This window comes from Arcicella aquatica (genome assembly GCF_034928825.1).
Taxonomy (GTDB): Bacteria; Bacteroidota; Bacteroidia; order Cytophagales; family Spirosomataceae; genus Arcicella; species Arcicella aquatica.
Genome location: NZ_JAYFUL010000001.1, coordinates 49628 through 65418 on the forward strand (window position 1 = coordinate 49628; position 15791 = coordinate 65418).

12 protein-coding genes are annotated in these 15791 nt (G+C 36.2%); 4 read left to right on the forward strand and 8 right to left on the reverse strand.

Annotated features, from left to right (window positions below; genetic code table 11):
* Nucleotides 1-395: 395 nt before the first annotated feature.
* The gene (gene gcvP, locus VB264_RS00180; protein ID WP_323246006.1) at nucleotides 396-3284 is read left to right on the forward strand and encodes an aminomethyl-transferring glycine dehydrogenase; all 2889 of its coding nucleotides are present in this window, start codon (nucleotides 396-398) and stop codon (nucleotides 3282-3284) included.
* 128 nt (nucleotides 3285-3412) lie between these two features.
* Here gcvP and VB264_RS00185 read toward each other — a convergent pair whose 3' ends face one another.
* Nucleotides 3413-5191 (reverse strand): gliding motility-associated C-terminal domain-containing protein, encoded by a 1779-nt coding sequence (locus VB264_RS00185; protein WP_323246007.1) that lies wholly within the window; start codon nucleotides 5189-5191, stop codon nucleotides 3413-3415.
* Nucleotides 5192-5447: 256 nt separating this feature from the next.
* Here VB264_RS00185 and VB264_RS00190 point away from each other — a divergent pair, with 256 nt between their 5' ends.
* Nucleotides 5448-5693 carry a DUF1456 family protein gene (locus VB264_RS00190; RefSeq protein WP_309914291.1) on the forward strand — a complete coding sequence of 82 codons (246 nt, stop codon included), beginning with the start codon at nucleotides 5448-5450 and terminating at the stop codon, nucleotides 5691-5693.
* Nucleotides 5694-5786: 93 nt separating this feature from the next.
* On the opposite strand, the gene rlmF is transcribed toward VB264_RS00190, so the two are convergent.
* From rlmF to VB264_RS00220, 6 genes are all read right to left on the reverse strand, one after another.
* Nucleotides 5787-6743, reverse strand: a complete 957-nt coding sequence (gene rlmF / locus VB264_RS00195; protein WP_323246008.1) for a 23S rRNA (adenine(1618)-N(6))-methyltransferase RlmF — start codon at nucleotides 6741-6743, stop codon at nucleotides 5787-5789.
* 174 nt (nucleotides 6744-6917) lie between these two features.
* Nucleotides 6918-8162: an MFS transporter gene (locus VB264_RS00200; protein WP_323246009.1), complete on the reverse strand. Its 1245-nt coding sequence runs from the start codon at nucleotides 8160-8162 to the stop codon at nucleotides 6918-6920.
* A 57-nt stretch (nucleotides 8163-8219) separates the two neighbouring features.
* Nucleotides 8220-9065 (reverse strand): MOSC domain-containing protein, encoded by an 846-nt coding sequence (locus tag VB264_RS00205; RefSeq protein WP_323246010.1) that lies wholly within the window; start codon nucleotides 9063-9065, stop codon nucleotides 8220-8222.
* A gap of 131 nt (nucleotides 9066-9196) precedes the next feature.
* Entirely contained in the window at nucleotides 9197-10078 is an 882-nt protein-coding gene (locus VB264_RS00210) for a TraB/GumN family protein (protein WP_323246011.1), read from the reverse strand.
* 74 nt (nucleotides 10079-10152) lie between these two features.
* On the reverse strand, nucleotides 10153-10755 hold the full coding sequence (locus VB264_RS00215; RefSeq protein ID WP_323246012.1) for a hypothetical protein: 603 nt from the start codon (nucleotides 10753-10755) through the stop codon (nucleotides 10153-10155).
* Between the two features lie 41 nt (nucleotides 10756-10796).
* Nucleotides 10797-11297: an RNA polymerase sigma factor gene (locus VB264_RS00220; RefSeq protein ID WP_309914275.1), complete on the reverse strand. Its 501-nt coding sequence runs from the start codon at nucleotides 11295-11297 to the stop codon at nucleotides 10797-10799.
* Nucleotides 11298-11664: 367 nt separating this feature from the next.
* On the opposite strand from VB264_RS00220, the gene VB264_RS00225 reads away from it, so the two are divergent.
* Both VB264_RS00225 and VB264_RS00230 read left to right on the forward strand, forming a co-directional pair.
* Nucleotides 11665-11943: a hypothetical protein gene (locus tag VB264_RS00225; protein WP_323246013.1), complete on the forward strand. Its 279-nt coding sequence runs from the start codon at nucleotides 11665-11667 to the stop codon at nucleotides 11941-11943.
* Nucleotides 11944-12116: 173 nt separating this feature from the next.
* Nucleotides 12117-13931 (forward strand): serine hydrolase, encoded by a 1815-nt coding sequence (locus tag VB264_RS00230; RefSeq protein ID WP_323246014.1) that lies wholly within the window; start codon nucleotides 12117-12119, stop codon nucleotides 13929-13931.
* Nucleotides 13932-14435: 504 nt separating this feature from the next.
* Here the strand turns inward: VB264_RS00230 and tilS are convergent.
* Nucleotides 14436-15764 carry a tRNA lysidine(34) synthetase TilS gene (gene tilS / locus VB264_RS00235; protein ID WP_323246015.1) on the reverse strand — a complete coding sequence of 443 codons (1329 nt, stop codon included), beginning with the start codon at nucleotides 15762-15764 and terminating at the stop codon, nucleotides 14436-14438.
* Nucleotides 15765-15791 lie beyond the last annotated feature (27 nt).

Genomic DNA, 15791 nt, shown 5'->3' on the forward strand with positions numbered 1-15791 from the left:
TTTTTATGATTGAGAGACACCGAATTCCTACTGTTTGAGCGGAGCGAGTTTAGGAATTCTTGATTTTCTTTTGTTACTTTTCTTTTATCAAGAAAAGAAAAGTAAGGACAAGACGATAATACATACAAAACCTCTAGAACTCATTATCCTAAAGAAAATCCGAGGCAACTATAATTTTGTATTATTCCCAGATTAACTATATTATATTTAATTTCATTTAATCTTTGAAACAATTTTTGTTAACCACCTGTTTTTCAAATAATTCAATTCTAATTATTTAAGCGAATTGAACAGGTTAATTTAGAGGATGTCGATATTTTATCTTTCGTGTTTCCAATAAATTATCATTAAATTTGCAGCATATTCAAAGTATTAAGACTATTTTTCCTTCTAAAATGAAAATAAACTTTCAGTATCAAGAAAAATTTGAGAATCGCCACAACAATTCAAATGTTGCAGACCGTGAGGAAATGCTCGGCATTATTGGGGTTGATTCTATTGAAACACTCATCAATCAAACTGTTCCTGCTGCCATTCATTTATCTCGTCCATTGAATCTTCCAAAGGCAAAATCTGAAGCCAAATTTTTGAAAGATTTCAAGAAACTATCACAACTGAACGACACTTACAAGTCTCATATTGGGATGGGTTATTACGATACCAATACACCAGCCGTTATTTTAAGAAATATTCTTGAAAATCCGGGTTGGTACACAGCTTACACGCCTTACCAAGCAGAAATTGCCCAAGGTCGTCTAGAAATGTTGTTGAATTACCAAACCATGATCATTGATTTAACTGGGATGGAAATTGCCAACGCTTCTTTATTAGACGAAGGCACTGCTGCTGCGGAAGCCATGACGATGCTTCACGGACAAAGAAAAGCGGTAAAGAAAAATGCTGAAACCATCTTCGTTTCTGAACATTGTCATCCACAAACAATTGATGTACTGAAAACAAGGGCATTGCCATTAGGTATTAAATTATTAATCGGTGACCACCGCACTGTTGACTTAACCCAAGAAGACATTTATGCGATGGTATTGCAATACCCTGCATCAGACGGACAAATATTTGATTATACCGATATTATTGCCGCTGCTCATGAACTAAGTATTAATGTAGTAGTGGCTTCTGATTTGCTAGCACTTACTTTATTAAAGTCGCCAGGTGAGATGGGGGCTGATGTAGTAATCGGTACTTCACAAAGATTTGGTGTGCCTATGGGCTTTGGTGGTCCACACGCTGCTTTCTTTGCGACAAAAGAAGAATTTAAACGCCAAATTCCTGGTCGTATTATTGGGGTGTCTGTGGATGCTGAAGGGAATCGTGCATTGCGTATGGCTTTACAGACGCGTGAGCAACATATTCGTCGTGAGAAAGCTACTTCAAACATCTGTACCGCACAGGTATTATTATCAGTAATGGCTTCGGCTTATGCTATTTATCATGGGCCAGAAGGCTTGAAAGCTATTGCCGAAAGAGTACACGGTTTGACAAAACTAACAGCATTAGCGTTAGAAAGCTTGGGCTATGATATTGAAACAGATTCATATTTCGATACCATTAAGGTAAGAGTAGGCGAAAATGAAAAACGCTTGAAAATGGAAGCCGTAGCCAATGGTGTAAACTTCCGTTATTACGAAGATTATAATTATATCGGAATCTCGCTGGATGAAACTTGTACAGTAGAAGACGTAGAGACGATTGTTTATATTTTTGAAAAAATCGGCAGAAGAGAAGTAGAACTTTCTACTTTGTTTGACCAAGTAGATTACGCATTCGATGAATCGGTAAAACGTACTTCTTCATATTTAACGCATCCTGTATTCAATAGTTATCATTCAGAACACGAAATGCTTCGTTATTTAAAAGCATTAGAAAACAAAGATTTATCAATGGTACATTCTATGATAGCTTTGGGTTCTTGTACGATGAAATTGAATGCTACTACCGAAATGATTCCTGTTACTTGGGCTGAATTTGGTAACGTGCATCCGTTTGCTCCAAAAAATCAAGTTGGTGGTTATACTCAAATGATTAGTGAGTTGAACGATTGGCTTTGTGAAATCACAGGCTTCTCGGCAATGTCATTCCAACCAAACTCTGGTGCACAAGGTGAATATGCTGGTTTGATGGTGATTCGCGCTTATCACGAGTCTCGTGGTGATTTCAACAGAAACATTGCCTTGATTCCTTCATCTGCACATGGTACAAACCCAGCGTCGGCAGTAATGGCGGGCATGAAGGTAGTAGTAACCAAATGTGATGAAAACGGAAATATCGACCTTACAGATTTAAGAGCTAAGGCTGAACAATATGCTGAAAACTTATCATGTTTGATGGTAACTTACCCTTCAACACATGGTGTTTTTGAAGAATCTATCAAAGAAATTTGTGCGATGATTCATGAGTTTGGCGGACAAGTATATATGGATGGTGCTAATATGAATGCACAAGTAGGCTTGACGTCACCAGCTACCATTGGAGCGGACGTTTGTCACTTAAATCTTCATAAAACATTCTGTATTCCTCACGGTGGTGGTGGTCCGGGTATGGGTCCTATCGGTGTGGCGAAACAATTAGTTCCTTTCTTGCCAAGCCATGCTGTCGTTAAAGATACAGGCGGAGAATTTGGTATTACAGCGGTTTCTGCTGCTCAATTCGGTTCGGCATCTATCCTTACTATCCCTTATGCATACATTGCATTGATGGGTGGCGATGGCTTGACGCGTGCTACTGAAACGGCTATCTTGAACGCCAACTATGTGAAAGCTCGTTTAGAAGGATATTATCCTGTGCTTTATACAGGTTCACAAGGACGTTGTGCCCATGAAATGATTTTAGATTGTCGCCCTTTCAAATTATCAGCAGGTGTTGAAGCAGAAGATATTGCTAAACGTTTGATGGACTATGGTTTCCATGCTCCTACGCTTTCGTTCCCTGTAGCTGGTACATTGATGATAGAACCGACTGAATCAGAATCAAAAGCAGAATTAGATCGTTTCTGTGATGCCATGATTAGCATTCGTGAAGAAATTCGTGAAATAGAAAATGGTCAGGCGGATAAAGCAAACAATGTATTGAAACACGCTCCACATACACAATCAGTAGTGTTATCAGAAAATTGGGACAGACCTTACACACGTGAAAAAGCAGTATTCCCTCTTCCGTATGTGAAAGCTACTAAATTCTGGCCAGCCGTTTCAAGAATTGATTCAGCTTATGGCGACCGTAATTTGGTTTGTAGCTGTTTGCCTATTGAAGAATATGCACAGGCGTAAGGCTTGAATCAGATATAATAGTAAAAAAGCCCTTTCTCTTTCAAAGAAGGGGCTTTTTTATGTTCAAAAATACGATTTATCACTAGCGAGGGACTTAAGTCCCTTCGCTAGTGATAATCATGGAAAACTCACCGCAGTATCGTCAAAGTACCATTATATTGAAAAATGGGATGGTCTGGATACAGGATAATTTTATAAATATAAGTGCCTTCATATAGTTGATTTCCTGAGTTCGTTCCATCAAAAGGCGTATAATTCCCTTTTGAATAAAATACTACATTTCCCCATCTATCATAAACATGTATTTCGGCATCAGGATAATTGTTGATACCCGATAATTCCCACTTATCATTTTGCCCATCTCCATTAGGAGAAAAAGCCGTTGGCACATAAACTTTGTCGTAAACTAGCACAGCAATATCATCTTTGACACTGCATCCTCTAGAACTGGTTACTAAAAGTGTATATCGAATACTCTGATTAGGTGATGCAACAGGGTTAGGAGCATTCGGATTATCAAGGCTAGTTCTTGGCAACCATGCATAGGTATAGTCTGAACCGATATAACCCTTTAATGTTACGCTATTTCCTTTGGGTAAATATATATCATTACCCAAATCCAATTTTGGCAATGCTTCAATATAAACTTCTTGGCTAATCTCACTATTTAAACAGCTCAACACCCCATTTATTTTATACTTAATAACGTGCTTACCAAACCCTGCTTTTTTATAATCAAACACTGTAGCTGTTGTATTATCGATCGTAAAAACACCTCCAGACGGAGAGCCTTTTAAAGTAACAGGCTGATAGTCTGTTCCACAAACAGAAGCAACAGTTTCCATTGAAGTAGATGAGTTATTAAAAAAAGCTATTTTAACAGGTGCCGAAGTATCATTACAATCCAGTTCGTCGGTAACTTTTAGGGTATAATCTCCGCTAGTCCTCACTTGTATTTCTGTGTCTGTGCTAATCTCACTTCCATTCAAAAACCAATTATAGGTTGTTAGTCCTGTTGGTCCTTTCAAGGTTACTAAATCTCCTTCACAAAACTCTGTCTTGTTTGGGTCGTTAGTGATAGTTGCTTTTGGGTCAGCAATGGTAATTGTAATTTTTTCAACAATTTCAGGACAAGCTCCTGTGTTAGGTACGGCATAGGCAACTTCATGCTTGCCTACTCCTGCCACAGCAGGGTTAAAAGTACCTAATGTTTTATCAGTTATGCCAGCTCCTCGATATTCTCCACCAGCAGGCGAGCCATTCAGCTTAAAAGGTGTTGTTTTTACCCCACAGATAATATCAACCGCATCTAATTGTACCACAATCGTAGAAAAATAAGTTAACGTATAAGGTTCTGATGCTGTGGTACAACTATTTTCATCCGTTACGTATAGTCTATAAGTACCTGCTTTTTTGGCTGTTAGTTGTAGTCCATCATCTATTAAAGTATTATTATTATACTCCCATCTATAAAAGGCAGTCGATATTTGATTGGCATTTAGTTTTACTTCATCTCCTTGACAAATCTGATTAACATTGGGAGATGGCGTAATAATTGATTGCGGTGCTCCCAACATGACCACATTCAATTGTTTTGAATACATTACTATTCCGTTTACATCAATAACTTTTAGCCTATATGGCAGTGCTTCGTTATGACTAACAGAAGGACTATTGGAATTGGGAATGGCAGACCAGCCATTATCACGAAGGATTTCCCAAGAGTAGAAAACATAATTAGCGTTTGGGTCTATATATACTCTGATTTGTCCGCCTGGGCAAAGGCCTACTCCATCTTTTTTTAAATCAAAAGCATCGTATACCTGCGATTTAGCATGCTGAGAAAAACTCAGCAAGACTATCATGAAAGTAAAGTAAGTACGTAATGCTTTTTGAAAATGAAACACTATGTTGATGATTTTTCTGTTTGGAGGTAATTTATGCTCAATAACAAGCCTACCTATTTATAAAAACGACTGGCATTAATAAATATTATCAATAGTCTGGCTTCTACCAGATTGAAAATTAAGTAATTAAATTGATTCATTACTCATTATCAGCTTTCGGATTCAAAATTAATCATCCTATAGAAAGAAAGCAACTTGAAAAATGAAGAGAAGGCGGTAACTTTGCTGATAGAAATAATCATTAAGCAATCATTCCATGTCTAATAACGATATTTTAAAAAAACTAAGGGTAGCTCTTCAATTAAGAGATGACCAAATTGTAGATATTCTAAAATTGGTAGATTTCAACGTATCTAAAGCTGAAATTGGCGCTTTGTTCCGTAATGAAGACCACCCAAATTTTAAACCTTGTGGAGACCAGATTCTAAGAAATTTTTTGAATGGCTTAGTAATCCATTTAAGAGGTCCTAAAGAAGACAAAAAGCCATCGCCAGTTAAGTAGTGTATTGTAAAACAAGTGATGCTTATTGTCAGATTAAATTATTGTATACCAATATCTTAAATACAAAACTCATCACTCACAACTCATAACTTATTACCCGCGTTTTGTTTGCCAATCTTGGTGTTGGCTTTTTGTCAAGAATGTCCAAGCAAGTATTCTGCTTACTTTTTGTCCTTGTGCCATATCAATGGTTTTTACCTCTAAAGCCTTTACCTTTTTTAATAATGCGTATGCTTTCGGCAAGGTAGTTTTCTTGGAAATAAGCGAAGTAAACCACAAGCAATTATGAGCAAACAATGTACTTTCAGCGATCATATTTGCTACAAATGTTTCTTCGCCACCTTCACACCAAAGTTCGTTATTTTGTCCCCCAAAATTAAGTACCTTGTTATTGTTCTTCCCTAAATTTTTCCATTTGCGTTCAGTGCCAGCTTTTGCCTCAGCCATTGAACCATGAAAAGGTGGGTTACACAAGGTTAAATCAAAGTATTCGTCTTGTTGAATAATTCCTTTAAAGATGTTTGCATGGGAAGCCTGCCACCTACATGCTACTGTATTTTTCAAAGAATCATTGGCTTCAATAATTGCCTTGACTGATGCTATTGCTTTTTTATCAATATCTGCTCCTACAAATTTCCAAGCATATTCATGGCTACCAATAATGGGGTACACACAGTTTGCCCCTATCCCAATATCCAATACTTGTATCTTATTTCCAGTGGGTATATTTCCCTTGTTGGCACTTGCCAGTAAATCTGCTAAATAATGAATATAATCTGCCCGACCGGGGATGGGTGGACAAAGATAATCGGGTGGAATATCCCAATGACTAATACCATAAAAATGCTTCAATAAAGCTCTATTAAGCACTTTTACGGCTTCAGGATTGGAAAAATCTATGCTTTCAACCTCAAATTGATTATGAAAAACAAATTTTGCTAGCTCGGGTAAACTAGCAATCAATGCCTTAAAATCATATCGAAATCGATGAGGATTTCGAGGATGTAAGCCTGATTTTTCAGAAGTATTTTTTACAGAATCTTTACTCAAGTTCTTTTAGTGATATTTTTAGTGATTGGTGATTAGTCAATAGTGATTAGGTGTGCTTGTCTAAAATAGGTTAAAATTTATGTCAACCAATTTTAGGCAAGAACAAGGAAGAGGTCACTCATGGCATGACTTTGAGTCATGCCATGAGTATTTTAATCTGCTATTCAGAAAAAATTACAGTCTCAAATCAAATAATTCTTTTGAGCGAATCCATACGATGGTTACAATGATTAAGGTCATTGCTCCGCCAAATATTACAGAAGGTACTGTTCCCATTACCTTAGCCAAAAATCCTGATTCAAAAGCTCCTAATTCATTTGAAGAACTCACAAAAATGCCATTTACAGAAGAAACCCTTCCTCGCATTTCATCAGGAGTAAAGAAGCGCAGAATAGTTTGACGAATTATAACACTTACACTATCGAACACCCCTGTAAAAAATAAAGCAATAACCGATAGCCAGATATTAGTAGATACGGCAAAAACCAATGTAGCCAAGCCAAAGCCTATAATCGCTAAGAGTAAGTTACGCCATGCTTTACCCAAAGGTGGAATATAAACCATCAAAATCATACACAAAACGGCACCAATGGATGGAGCGGCTCTTAGAATACCTAACCCTTCGGCACCTACATGGAGTACATCTTCTGAATACACTGGTAATAAAGCAATTACGCCACCAAAAAGCACTGAGAACAAATCTAGCGAAATAGCGTAAAGGATAATTTTTGTTTTGAAAACATACACGATTCCTTCACGGAGCGAGAAGAAGATATTCACTTTTTGCTCATTTTGTTGGGGAATTGGCGGAGCCGTAATCATAGAAATGAGTATCATCACCAATACAAATAAACCTACTACGCACCATAAAGCATGCGTAAGTCCAAGATAAGCATATAAAAAACCCGCAAGACCTGGGCCTAAAATAGCTCCTGCTTGCCAAAAAGAACTCTGCCAAGTAGCAGCATTAGCAAAAACGTCTTTGGGAATTAAAAATGGATTCAATGAACCTGAAGCTGGGCTATAAAAACCCCTTGAAAAACCAATCAGCATAATTACGCCATAAACAACCGTTAGCATCTGGGCTTGGGTCAGACCACTCGTGGGATTAGTCGCCCAAATTAACACGACTGACCCCAAAGTAATGAAAGCTAAACTAACTTGCATAATGGTTTTCTTATTTCTACGGTCGGCAAAATGTCCTCCGAACAATGCCAATGAAATATAAGGTAAGGCTTCTGCCAAACCAATTAAACCAAGTGCCAGTGGGTCGTGGGTGATTTTATAAATAGAGTATCCAAGAATTACTTCTTGAATGAGTAATGCCATCGTCACAAAACCGTTGGCAAATATGAAGGCTACAAATTCTGGATATTTAAGGGCTTCGTAAGGAGATTGTTTGGGGGATGAATCTGTCATATTTTTATAATGTACTCATTTTAATGGTTAAGTTGACCACTTTTCAAGAGAAACGCATTATGAAACCTCTATTTCAAATTGAGGTAATTTCTTAGTACTTATTACATTGATACTATCGCCAAGCTGTATGGTATCCAATACAGTTACCAGTAAATTTTGTCCAAATAATACTCTTTTACCAGCCTTTCTGTAGGTTGATAATGTATAGAGTGGGTCTTTACCTGTTTTTTCTCCAGACTCTTGGTCAATTGTCGTCATGATACATCTGGCACAGGGTTTTACGCCCCAAAAAGTGGCTTTCCCTATCTGTACTTCGTACCAATTTTCTTCTTCATAAGCTTCTCCTCCTTTGAAAACTAAATTCGGGCGAAAACGATTCATTTTCACATGCTCTTTTAAACGATTATTTAAATCATCTAAAGATGATTGCCCGATTACTAAAAAAGGATAAGCATCTGAGAAAGACGTAATCTCTTCGCCAGTAATGGCATATTTTTTATCTACCTCTCTCCTACTGTCTTCGGGCATATAAACCAACCTTACCTTCATTGCCAAAGCCTTTGAAAACCATTCGTTGGCTTCAGTACTTACTTCCAAGGCATCTATGGTATCATCCCATACTTTTACTTGCACATATTCATGATGATTGGGTGGTGTAAGGCTTACTTTAAGAGGCTCAACAATATCTTTCCTATGGGTAATCGTCAGGAATTCGTCATCAATACTAGGCTGAAAAAGCGCTAATTGAGGGAATTGTCTTTGGGTAAGGAAAGTGCCTTCTTCGTTTACTAAAAGCCATCTTCGGTCATGCTCAATGCCTCTTTCAGTGACTTTTGCTTGTTGAAGGCTAATACCAGCAAGCGATTTTACGGGGTAAATCCAGATTTCAGAGAGTTGAAGCATAATATTTATAATTTCCCTCAAAAGTACAAAAACCTGTGGAATTTGATGATTCACACAGGTTTTTGTTTTATTAAAAAGAATATAGTTATACTACTCCCCATTCCCAAATGCTTACGTTATCAGCATTTGGTTTAGTTTTTCGTTACTGGTTTTATCGTATAACCTTGTTTTTTCAATAAGGCTAACACTCCTTTCGCACCTCCTAAATGTCCTGCTCCTACGCCAAAAAAAGTAGCTTTTTCTTTCATAATAGTGACCATTCTAGGAACCCAATTGGCATTTCTGGTTTCTAGTAAATCTTTTTCAAAACCAGCGTCTGATGTGGGTGAGTTGGTTATATCCGCCAGTAATGCTTCTATATCTTGTTTTTTATAGTCTTTAATCAACTGCTTTAATTCCTTCTTCCCCTCTGTCCAGTTATCTACCATTTTTACTAGCATCAAATCAGCTTGTTTTTCCATGCCCATTTTATCTACCGCATCAAACTGTTCTTGTACTAATTCAAGGCCCTTTACTTCCTTTTTCTGTTCTTGTGCCATCTTGACAAAAACCTCCTCATAGCCTTGCATTGGGCAACCTAACATACTAGGAATACTCATCGAGCTAAGGATAAAAGGCTTCATGCCATCCATAAAAGCGATATTGGTTTTTAAAGAGTCTTTAAAAAACTTGGCTACTTTGGTATAATCTGTTTCCGACATGATTGTCTTCAAGGTTTTCCCGTCGGGCATCATCATATTTTTTTGCATTTCTGTCATCATCGACGGGTCATCCATATCGATTTCTAAATAAACTTGCTGAGCTGAGGCAAACTTACTTTTTACAACTTCTGGCAAGAAAAAATCATCTTTACAAATAACATGTATGGTACCAAAAATATAGGAAGGTTGTGAAAGTCCATTACCTGAAATTTCGTAGAGTAATGATTTCTCTTCTTTTTGTCCATAAATCTTAGAGAAATATAGAAAGCTAAAGATTAATGAAATAGTAAAAAACTTAATAGGATTTGCCATTGGGGGAATAAATATTAAAGGTTTTGTTTCTTGCTTGAATGTAAAATTTTTGTCCGTTTATGTATCAATATCGCTTAGTCGATGCTCTCTTCTAATTCCGCTAAACAGCTTTTTAGTTTGTCTAGGTGTTGGCCATATACTTTACGAATATAAAATTTAACCCAAAAATAGCCTAAAGGAGAAGTAATTACAGTAATACCTATTAAAAATGTTAGCGATAATTCTTGACCTGTGAGTTCCACGCCTACAACCATTCCATAAAACATCATCGGAAAAAGCAGCACATAATTGATAATCAAGTAGATGCGGACAAATTTAGAAAATTGTTCTACCGTAATACGCAAAGAAGTAATTAAACTTAATCTTGTTTCAAATGCTTGGAGAGAACGATATTCAAACCAAAAAACCACTAAAGTAGCAACAGTAGTAAAAATCAGTGTTGAGCAAACATATTTATGAAAAACGGCAATGTCTGTAAAGAAAATAAAGTATAGGAAGATGGGGATAAACAAAATGCTTATGATAAACTCAAACATCATGTTTTTTTTCAGCCTTGCTATCACATCATTTGATTTACCCTTCATCATCATTGAAAATTCATCGTTTTCAATCACTTGAGCAGACATGTTTTCAAGGGATGTTTGTTGCCAAATATTTTTTAATTCGTCTAATTCCATCTTTTGTTTTGGAGCATAATAGTTTTACTATAGCTGTGAAACTATTTGGTATTGGCCATCAAAGTTCTTAGTTTTTCACGTATTCTAGTCATTTTCACTCTTACATTATTCTGACTAATACCGATTATCTCAGCAATTTCTTCGTTATTCTTTTCTTCAAAATACAGCATAATAATAGCCTTTTCAATTTCAGATAGTTGGTCGATGGCCTGATACAATACCGCTAGTTTTTCTTCAATGCTGTAGTCGTACTGATTGTCTGAAATATTGGTAATTGTTTCCGACAATTCTACTCGGATAGGTTTTCTACTTTCTTTTCTAAAATCAGAAATGGCGACATTTAGTGAAATTTGATATATCCATGTTGAAACCTTTGCTTCGTGCCTAAACTTCGGAAAAGCTTTCCATAATTGAATCACAATTTCTTGAAACAAATCTTTTCGATCATCATGGTCACGACGATACATCCCGCACACTTTATGCACGATGCCCTGATGGATTTTGATTAGTTCAACAAATTGATTTTCTACTATTTGGTTCAATACATTGGAGGTTTTGAATGATTAGTCGAACGAAGATTATGATAATTACAGAAAAAAGAGATTATTTTTATTAATTTTAATATCTGCTCCTTATTGGAATTATTTTGAAAACTCCAACAAGGACTGTGAATGGAACAACAAATAGTAAAATGACTTCATAGACAATTAACCCAGAAGTAGCTAAGAATTTTGCATTAAGAATTGCTGGCAATGATGTGGTACTTACACAATAAGTGCTTAAATCTTCATTGATAGTAAGTCCAAATACAAAATCAGTAGTTTTTATATAAGGAGGTGGTAGAGTTAGTAAATCAGAAGTTTTATTAAAAGGTGCTCACAGGAATTTAAACATTGAAAGAGTAGAACAATGAAATATTTATTATTACAAACCAAGTATGAAACGGGTCACGTATTACATACTGACGGTTTTACATTATTTCAACATCAAGATAAAAGCAACACAATGTGTCCTTACTTAATTGTTTCAAGTATTGAAGAAGCAGAAAAACAAGCACAAAGTATTGTGAATAAAAATCCCAACGTAGAAGTAATTATTTTTACAGAGAATGAAGAATGTATCAAAACTATTCATGGCGATTATATTCCACCTATAATTATAAAAGACAAATGGTGGAAATTTTGGTAAAACTGTCTAGATTTCAACCGCTATCTCAGCTTTATAATGGACAAATTCTACTTTAAAGTTGCTTAAAAAATATTTGTAAAAGTCCACAAAATAAAATAGCTACCTACTCCAATCTGTCTAAGATTTTGTTTAAATTGAATGATTGTTAATATCTCTAAAATTAATTCAAAATTATGCAAAAACTACTGACAATCTGCTTATTATCGCTCTCTCTTTTATCTAATGCTCAAAAACGAAAAACCACTGTCCCTGACCGATTTGCGGGTTTAGATACTGCTTTAAACCATATTCTTACCGACTGGAAAGCCCCTGGTTTTGCAGTAGCCATCATCCAAAAAAACAAAGTAGTATATGCAAAAGGCTTTGGCTACCGTGATTATGAAAGTAAGTTGCCTGTTACACCAACTACTTTATTCGCAATCGGTTCGTGTACAAAGGCTTTTACGTCTTCGTTAATTGGTGCTTTACAAAAAGATGGTAAACTGGAATTAGACAAACCAGTGAGTAATTATTTACCTGAGCTGAAGTTCTACAACGATGATATGAATAATAAAATCACCCTTCGTGATATGATGACCCATCGTACAGGACTTCCCAGACACGATTATTCTTGGTATTTTTCTCCTACCTCTCGTGATAGTATTTTAACGCGTATTCGCTTTTTAGAGCCTTCTACTGGTATTCGCGAACGTTGGCAATACAATAATTTCATGTTTCTGGCTCAAGGTATCGTAGCAGAAAAACTCACTGGCAAAAGCTGGGAAAATAATATTAAAGAGCGTTTTTTTAAGCCGCTCAATATGGCAAACTCTCATTTCTCTATCAAAGAATTTGATAAAAGCAGTGATGCGGCTAAAGGTTATGGCTTAAAAAAGGATAGTTTAATTTATCGTTTAGATTATTATAATATCGATGAAATGGGTCCTGCGGGGAGTATTAATAGTAATGTATTAGAAATGGCCAATTGGGTATCTGCTTGGATTAATGGCGGTAAATTTGAAGGGAAAGAAATTCTATCTCCTCAATATGTTACAGATGCGATTTCTTCTCAGATGGTCATAAACGGTGCTTTGCCCAGTAAAGAAACGCCTGACCTACACCTATCTACTTATGGATTTGGGTGGTTTCTGTCATCATATCGTGGACACTATCGGGTAGAACATGGTGGAAATATTGATGGTTTCAGTGCTAATACCTCTTTTTTCCCGAGTGATAGTTTAGGTATTGTTGTGCTGACAAATCAAGATGGTTCTGCTGTTCCTACGCTTGTCCGTAATATCATTGCCGACAAGATGCTCGACCTTAAATATTATAATTGGAGTGGAGAACGGCTGAAAGTATATAAAAAAGCGATCAAAGAATCAAAAGAAGCTAAAAATAAACCAACAAGCAACCGAAAAACGAATACGAAACCTTCACATAGCCTGAGCGACTATACTGGTATATTTGTCAGTGATGGTTATGGAAAATTAAATGTCACTCAAAAAGGAGATTCATTGTTTTTACAATCGCCCAATCATCAATGGTGGCTTTCGCATTATCACTATGATACTTTCTTGAATTTTGACACCCGATATGGCATTGATACGACGAACAAAAGTTCTATATTTTTTCAATTCAACACTGGGGTTAACGGGGAGATTGAAACATTATCAGCCATCGGATTGGAACCTACTATCGGTAAACCAGTTGTGTTTAGTAGAGTGATTCCTATCAAGCCCATTTCGGCAGAAGAATTGAAAAAGTATGTAGGCGAGTTTGATTTAGGAGGTGTTACGATTAAAACGTATGTTAAAAATGACAAAACGCTTTATGTCTTTATCCCCGGTCAGCCCGAATATGAATTAGCTTCTATTGGTAATCACAAATTTAACCTTGTCAAGTTGAAAGGTTACAGTGTTTTGTTTGATATAACGCCAAATCTGGAAGTTACTGCGATTACTTTTGTTCAACCCAATGGTAATTTTAAAGCTACTAAAAAGAAATAATGGAATAATAGTTATATCGAATATTAAAACAAAAAGCGGTCTAAATTAGTTTTAGACCGCTTTTTTTGATTTATGGATAAAGATTATAGTTCCGTTTGGAACACTATATCGGTAGCCCCATTGTACACAACTCTCCCTCAACATGAGTCATCCCTAATTTTAAAATCATAAAAAAGCGGTCGAAATTAGTTTTTCGACCGCTTTTTTATGATTGATGGGCAACGAATTCCTACTGTTTGAGCGGAGCGAGTTTAGGAATTCTTGATTTTCTTTTGTTACTTTTCTTTCATCAAGGAAAGAAAAGTAAGGGCTAGACAATAATTAATTAGAAAACCTCTCAAATTGTCTCCAAAACGCACAATTTTAGGAAAAATTCGGGATGACTCATGTTGGATGGGCTAATAGTAATAGGATGCTTCTACCGATATTTCGCCTCTATGAGGCTATTTTGTTAAACTTCCCTTTTTCAACTCCACATTCCGCACTCAAAACTCCCAACTCCAATTATTTCACTTCCATCAAGCAAATCTTAGCAGTCTTTTCTGTGACTTTAAATCTATCATCAATCCTAAAGCCAATTACCCACACTATGGAACCGTTTGATGTAAGCAGATAGACATCTTTTTTCAAATTCAAAGGTACTTTTTGGTCAATCAAAAAATCACTGATGAGCTTTTTCTTGTTCATTCCTAATGGACAAAACCAATCGCCTTCTTTCCACTTACGTAGCTGTAACGGAAAGCGAATCTTGTCAGCATCCAAACAAGCTACCTTTTTAGCTGTCGGTACTATAAAATCTTCTTCTATTTCAGTAAACTCTCCGATGTTTAGCATTCTATCGCCAAACTCTACTACCACATTATTTGTCTCAATGGTTTTGCTTGTAAAAGCCTGTAGATTTTTTGGGGTAATAACCAATTCTGTACGGTCTTTTACTAGCGTATGTGTTGGTGTAAGAAACATTTTGCCTGCTTCTTTATCAAAAGCTTCAAAAATATCCTGACTTTGTTGATAGCTAAAATTATAAGGCTTCAACAATTCTGCTAGTTTAATCACAGGTTGTGAAAGCGTTTGAATAGCTTTGTAGTTCACATAAATTGCCTGCGAATCTGACCAAGTGATTTGCTTTTTGAGCATTTCCATCTCTTGCTCAAAAATATCTTCTACCGCCGTAATTCTTTCTACGGTTTGCTGAATAGTATTTTCAAGATTAGGATTAATCTGTTTCAACAAAGGCACTACTTCATTACGAATCAGGTTACGTTGATATTTATTAGATTCATTAGAAGAATCTTCACGCCAGATAATCTGATTTTCTACGACATAGTCAAAAAAGGATTCTTTCTCAGCAAACAACACTGGACGAATGATATGCCCATTTTTTACCCTGATACCATGCAAGCCTGCTATGCCTGTTCCTTTGGTCAAATTCAGCAATACCGTTTCAAGTACATCATTTTGATGATGCGCCGTAGCGATATAGTCGAACTGATGTTGGGTTCTTATTTTTTCAAACCATTCATACCTTAAAATACGCGCAGCCATTTGCGTAGAAATCTTTTCATTTTCGGCAAAATCAGTCGTTTGAAAGGTAGTCACATAAAAAGGCACTTTGTATTTAATAGAAAGTTTCTTTACAAACATTTCATCTTCATTCGATTCCTCGCCACGAAGTCCAAAATTGCAATGGGCAATCGCAAAGTTAAGTTTGGCTTTGCTGAAAAGGTCGCACATCACGACAGAATCCATACCACCACTTACCGCTAAAAGTACTTTTTGAGACGGTTGAATAAGATTTTGTTTGTTAATAAACGTTAAAAACTCGTTGAGCATGATTTTATTTGGCTAATTTTGCAAGCA

Coding starts and splice junctions, on each gene's coding strand:
- gcvP (WP_323246006.1), top strand. CDS start 396: ATGAAAATAAACTTTCAGTATCAAGAAAAATTTGAGAATCGCCACAAC.
- VB264_RS00190 (WP_309914291.1), top strand. CDS start 5,448: ATGTCTAATAACGATATTTTAAAAAAACTAAGGGTAGCTCTTCAATTA.
- VB264_RS00200 (WP_323246009.1), bottom strand. CDS start 8,162: ATGACAGATTCATCCCCCAAACAATCTCCTTACGAAGCCCTTAAATAT.
- VB264_RS00205 (WP_323246010.1), bottom strand. CDS start 9,065: ATGCTTCAACTCTCTGAAATCTGGATTTACCCCGTAAAATCGCTTGCT.
- VB264_RS00210 (WP_323246011.1), bottom strand. CDS start 10,078: ATGGCAAATCCTATTAAGTTTTTTACTATTTCATTAATCTTTAGCTTT.
- VB264_RS00215 (WP_323246012.1), bottom strand. CDS start 10,755: ATGGAATTAGACGAATTAAAAAATATTTGGCAACAAACATCCCTTGAA.
- VB264_RS00225 (WP_323246013.1), top strand. CDS start 11,665: ATGAAATATTTATTATTACAAACCAAGTATGAAACGGGTCACGTATTA.
- VB264_RS00230 (WP_323246014.1), top strand. CDS start 12,117: ATGCAAAAACTACTGACAATCTGCTTATTATCGCTCTCTCTTTTATCT.
- tilS (WP_323246015.1), bottom strand. CDS start 15,764: ATGCTCAACGAGTTTTTAACGTTTATTAACAAACAAAATCTTATTCAA.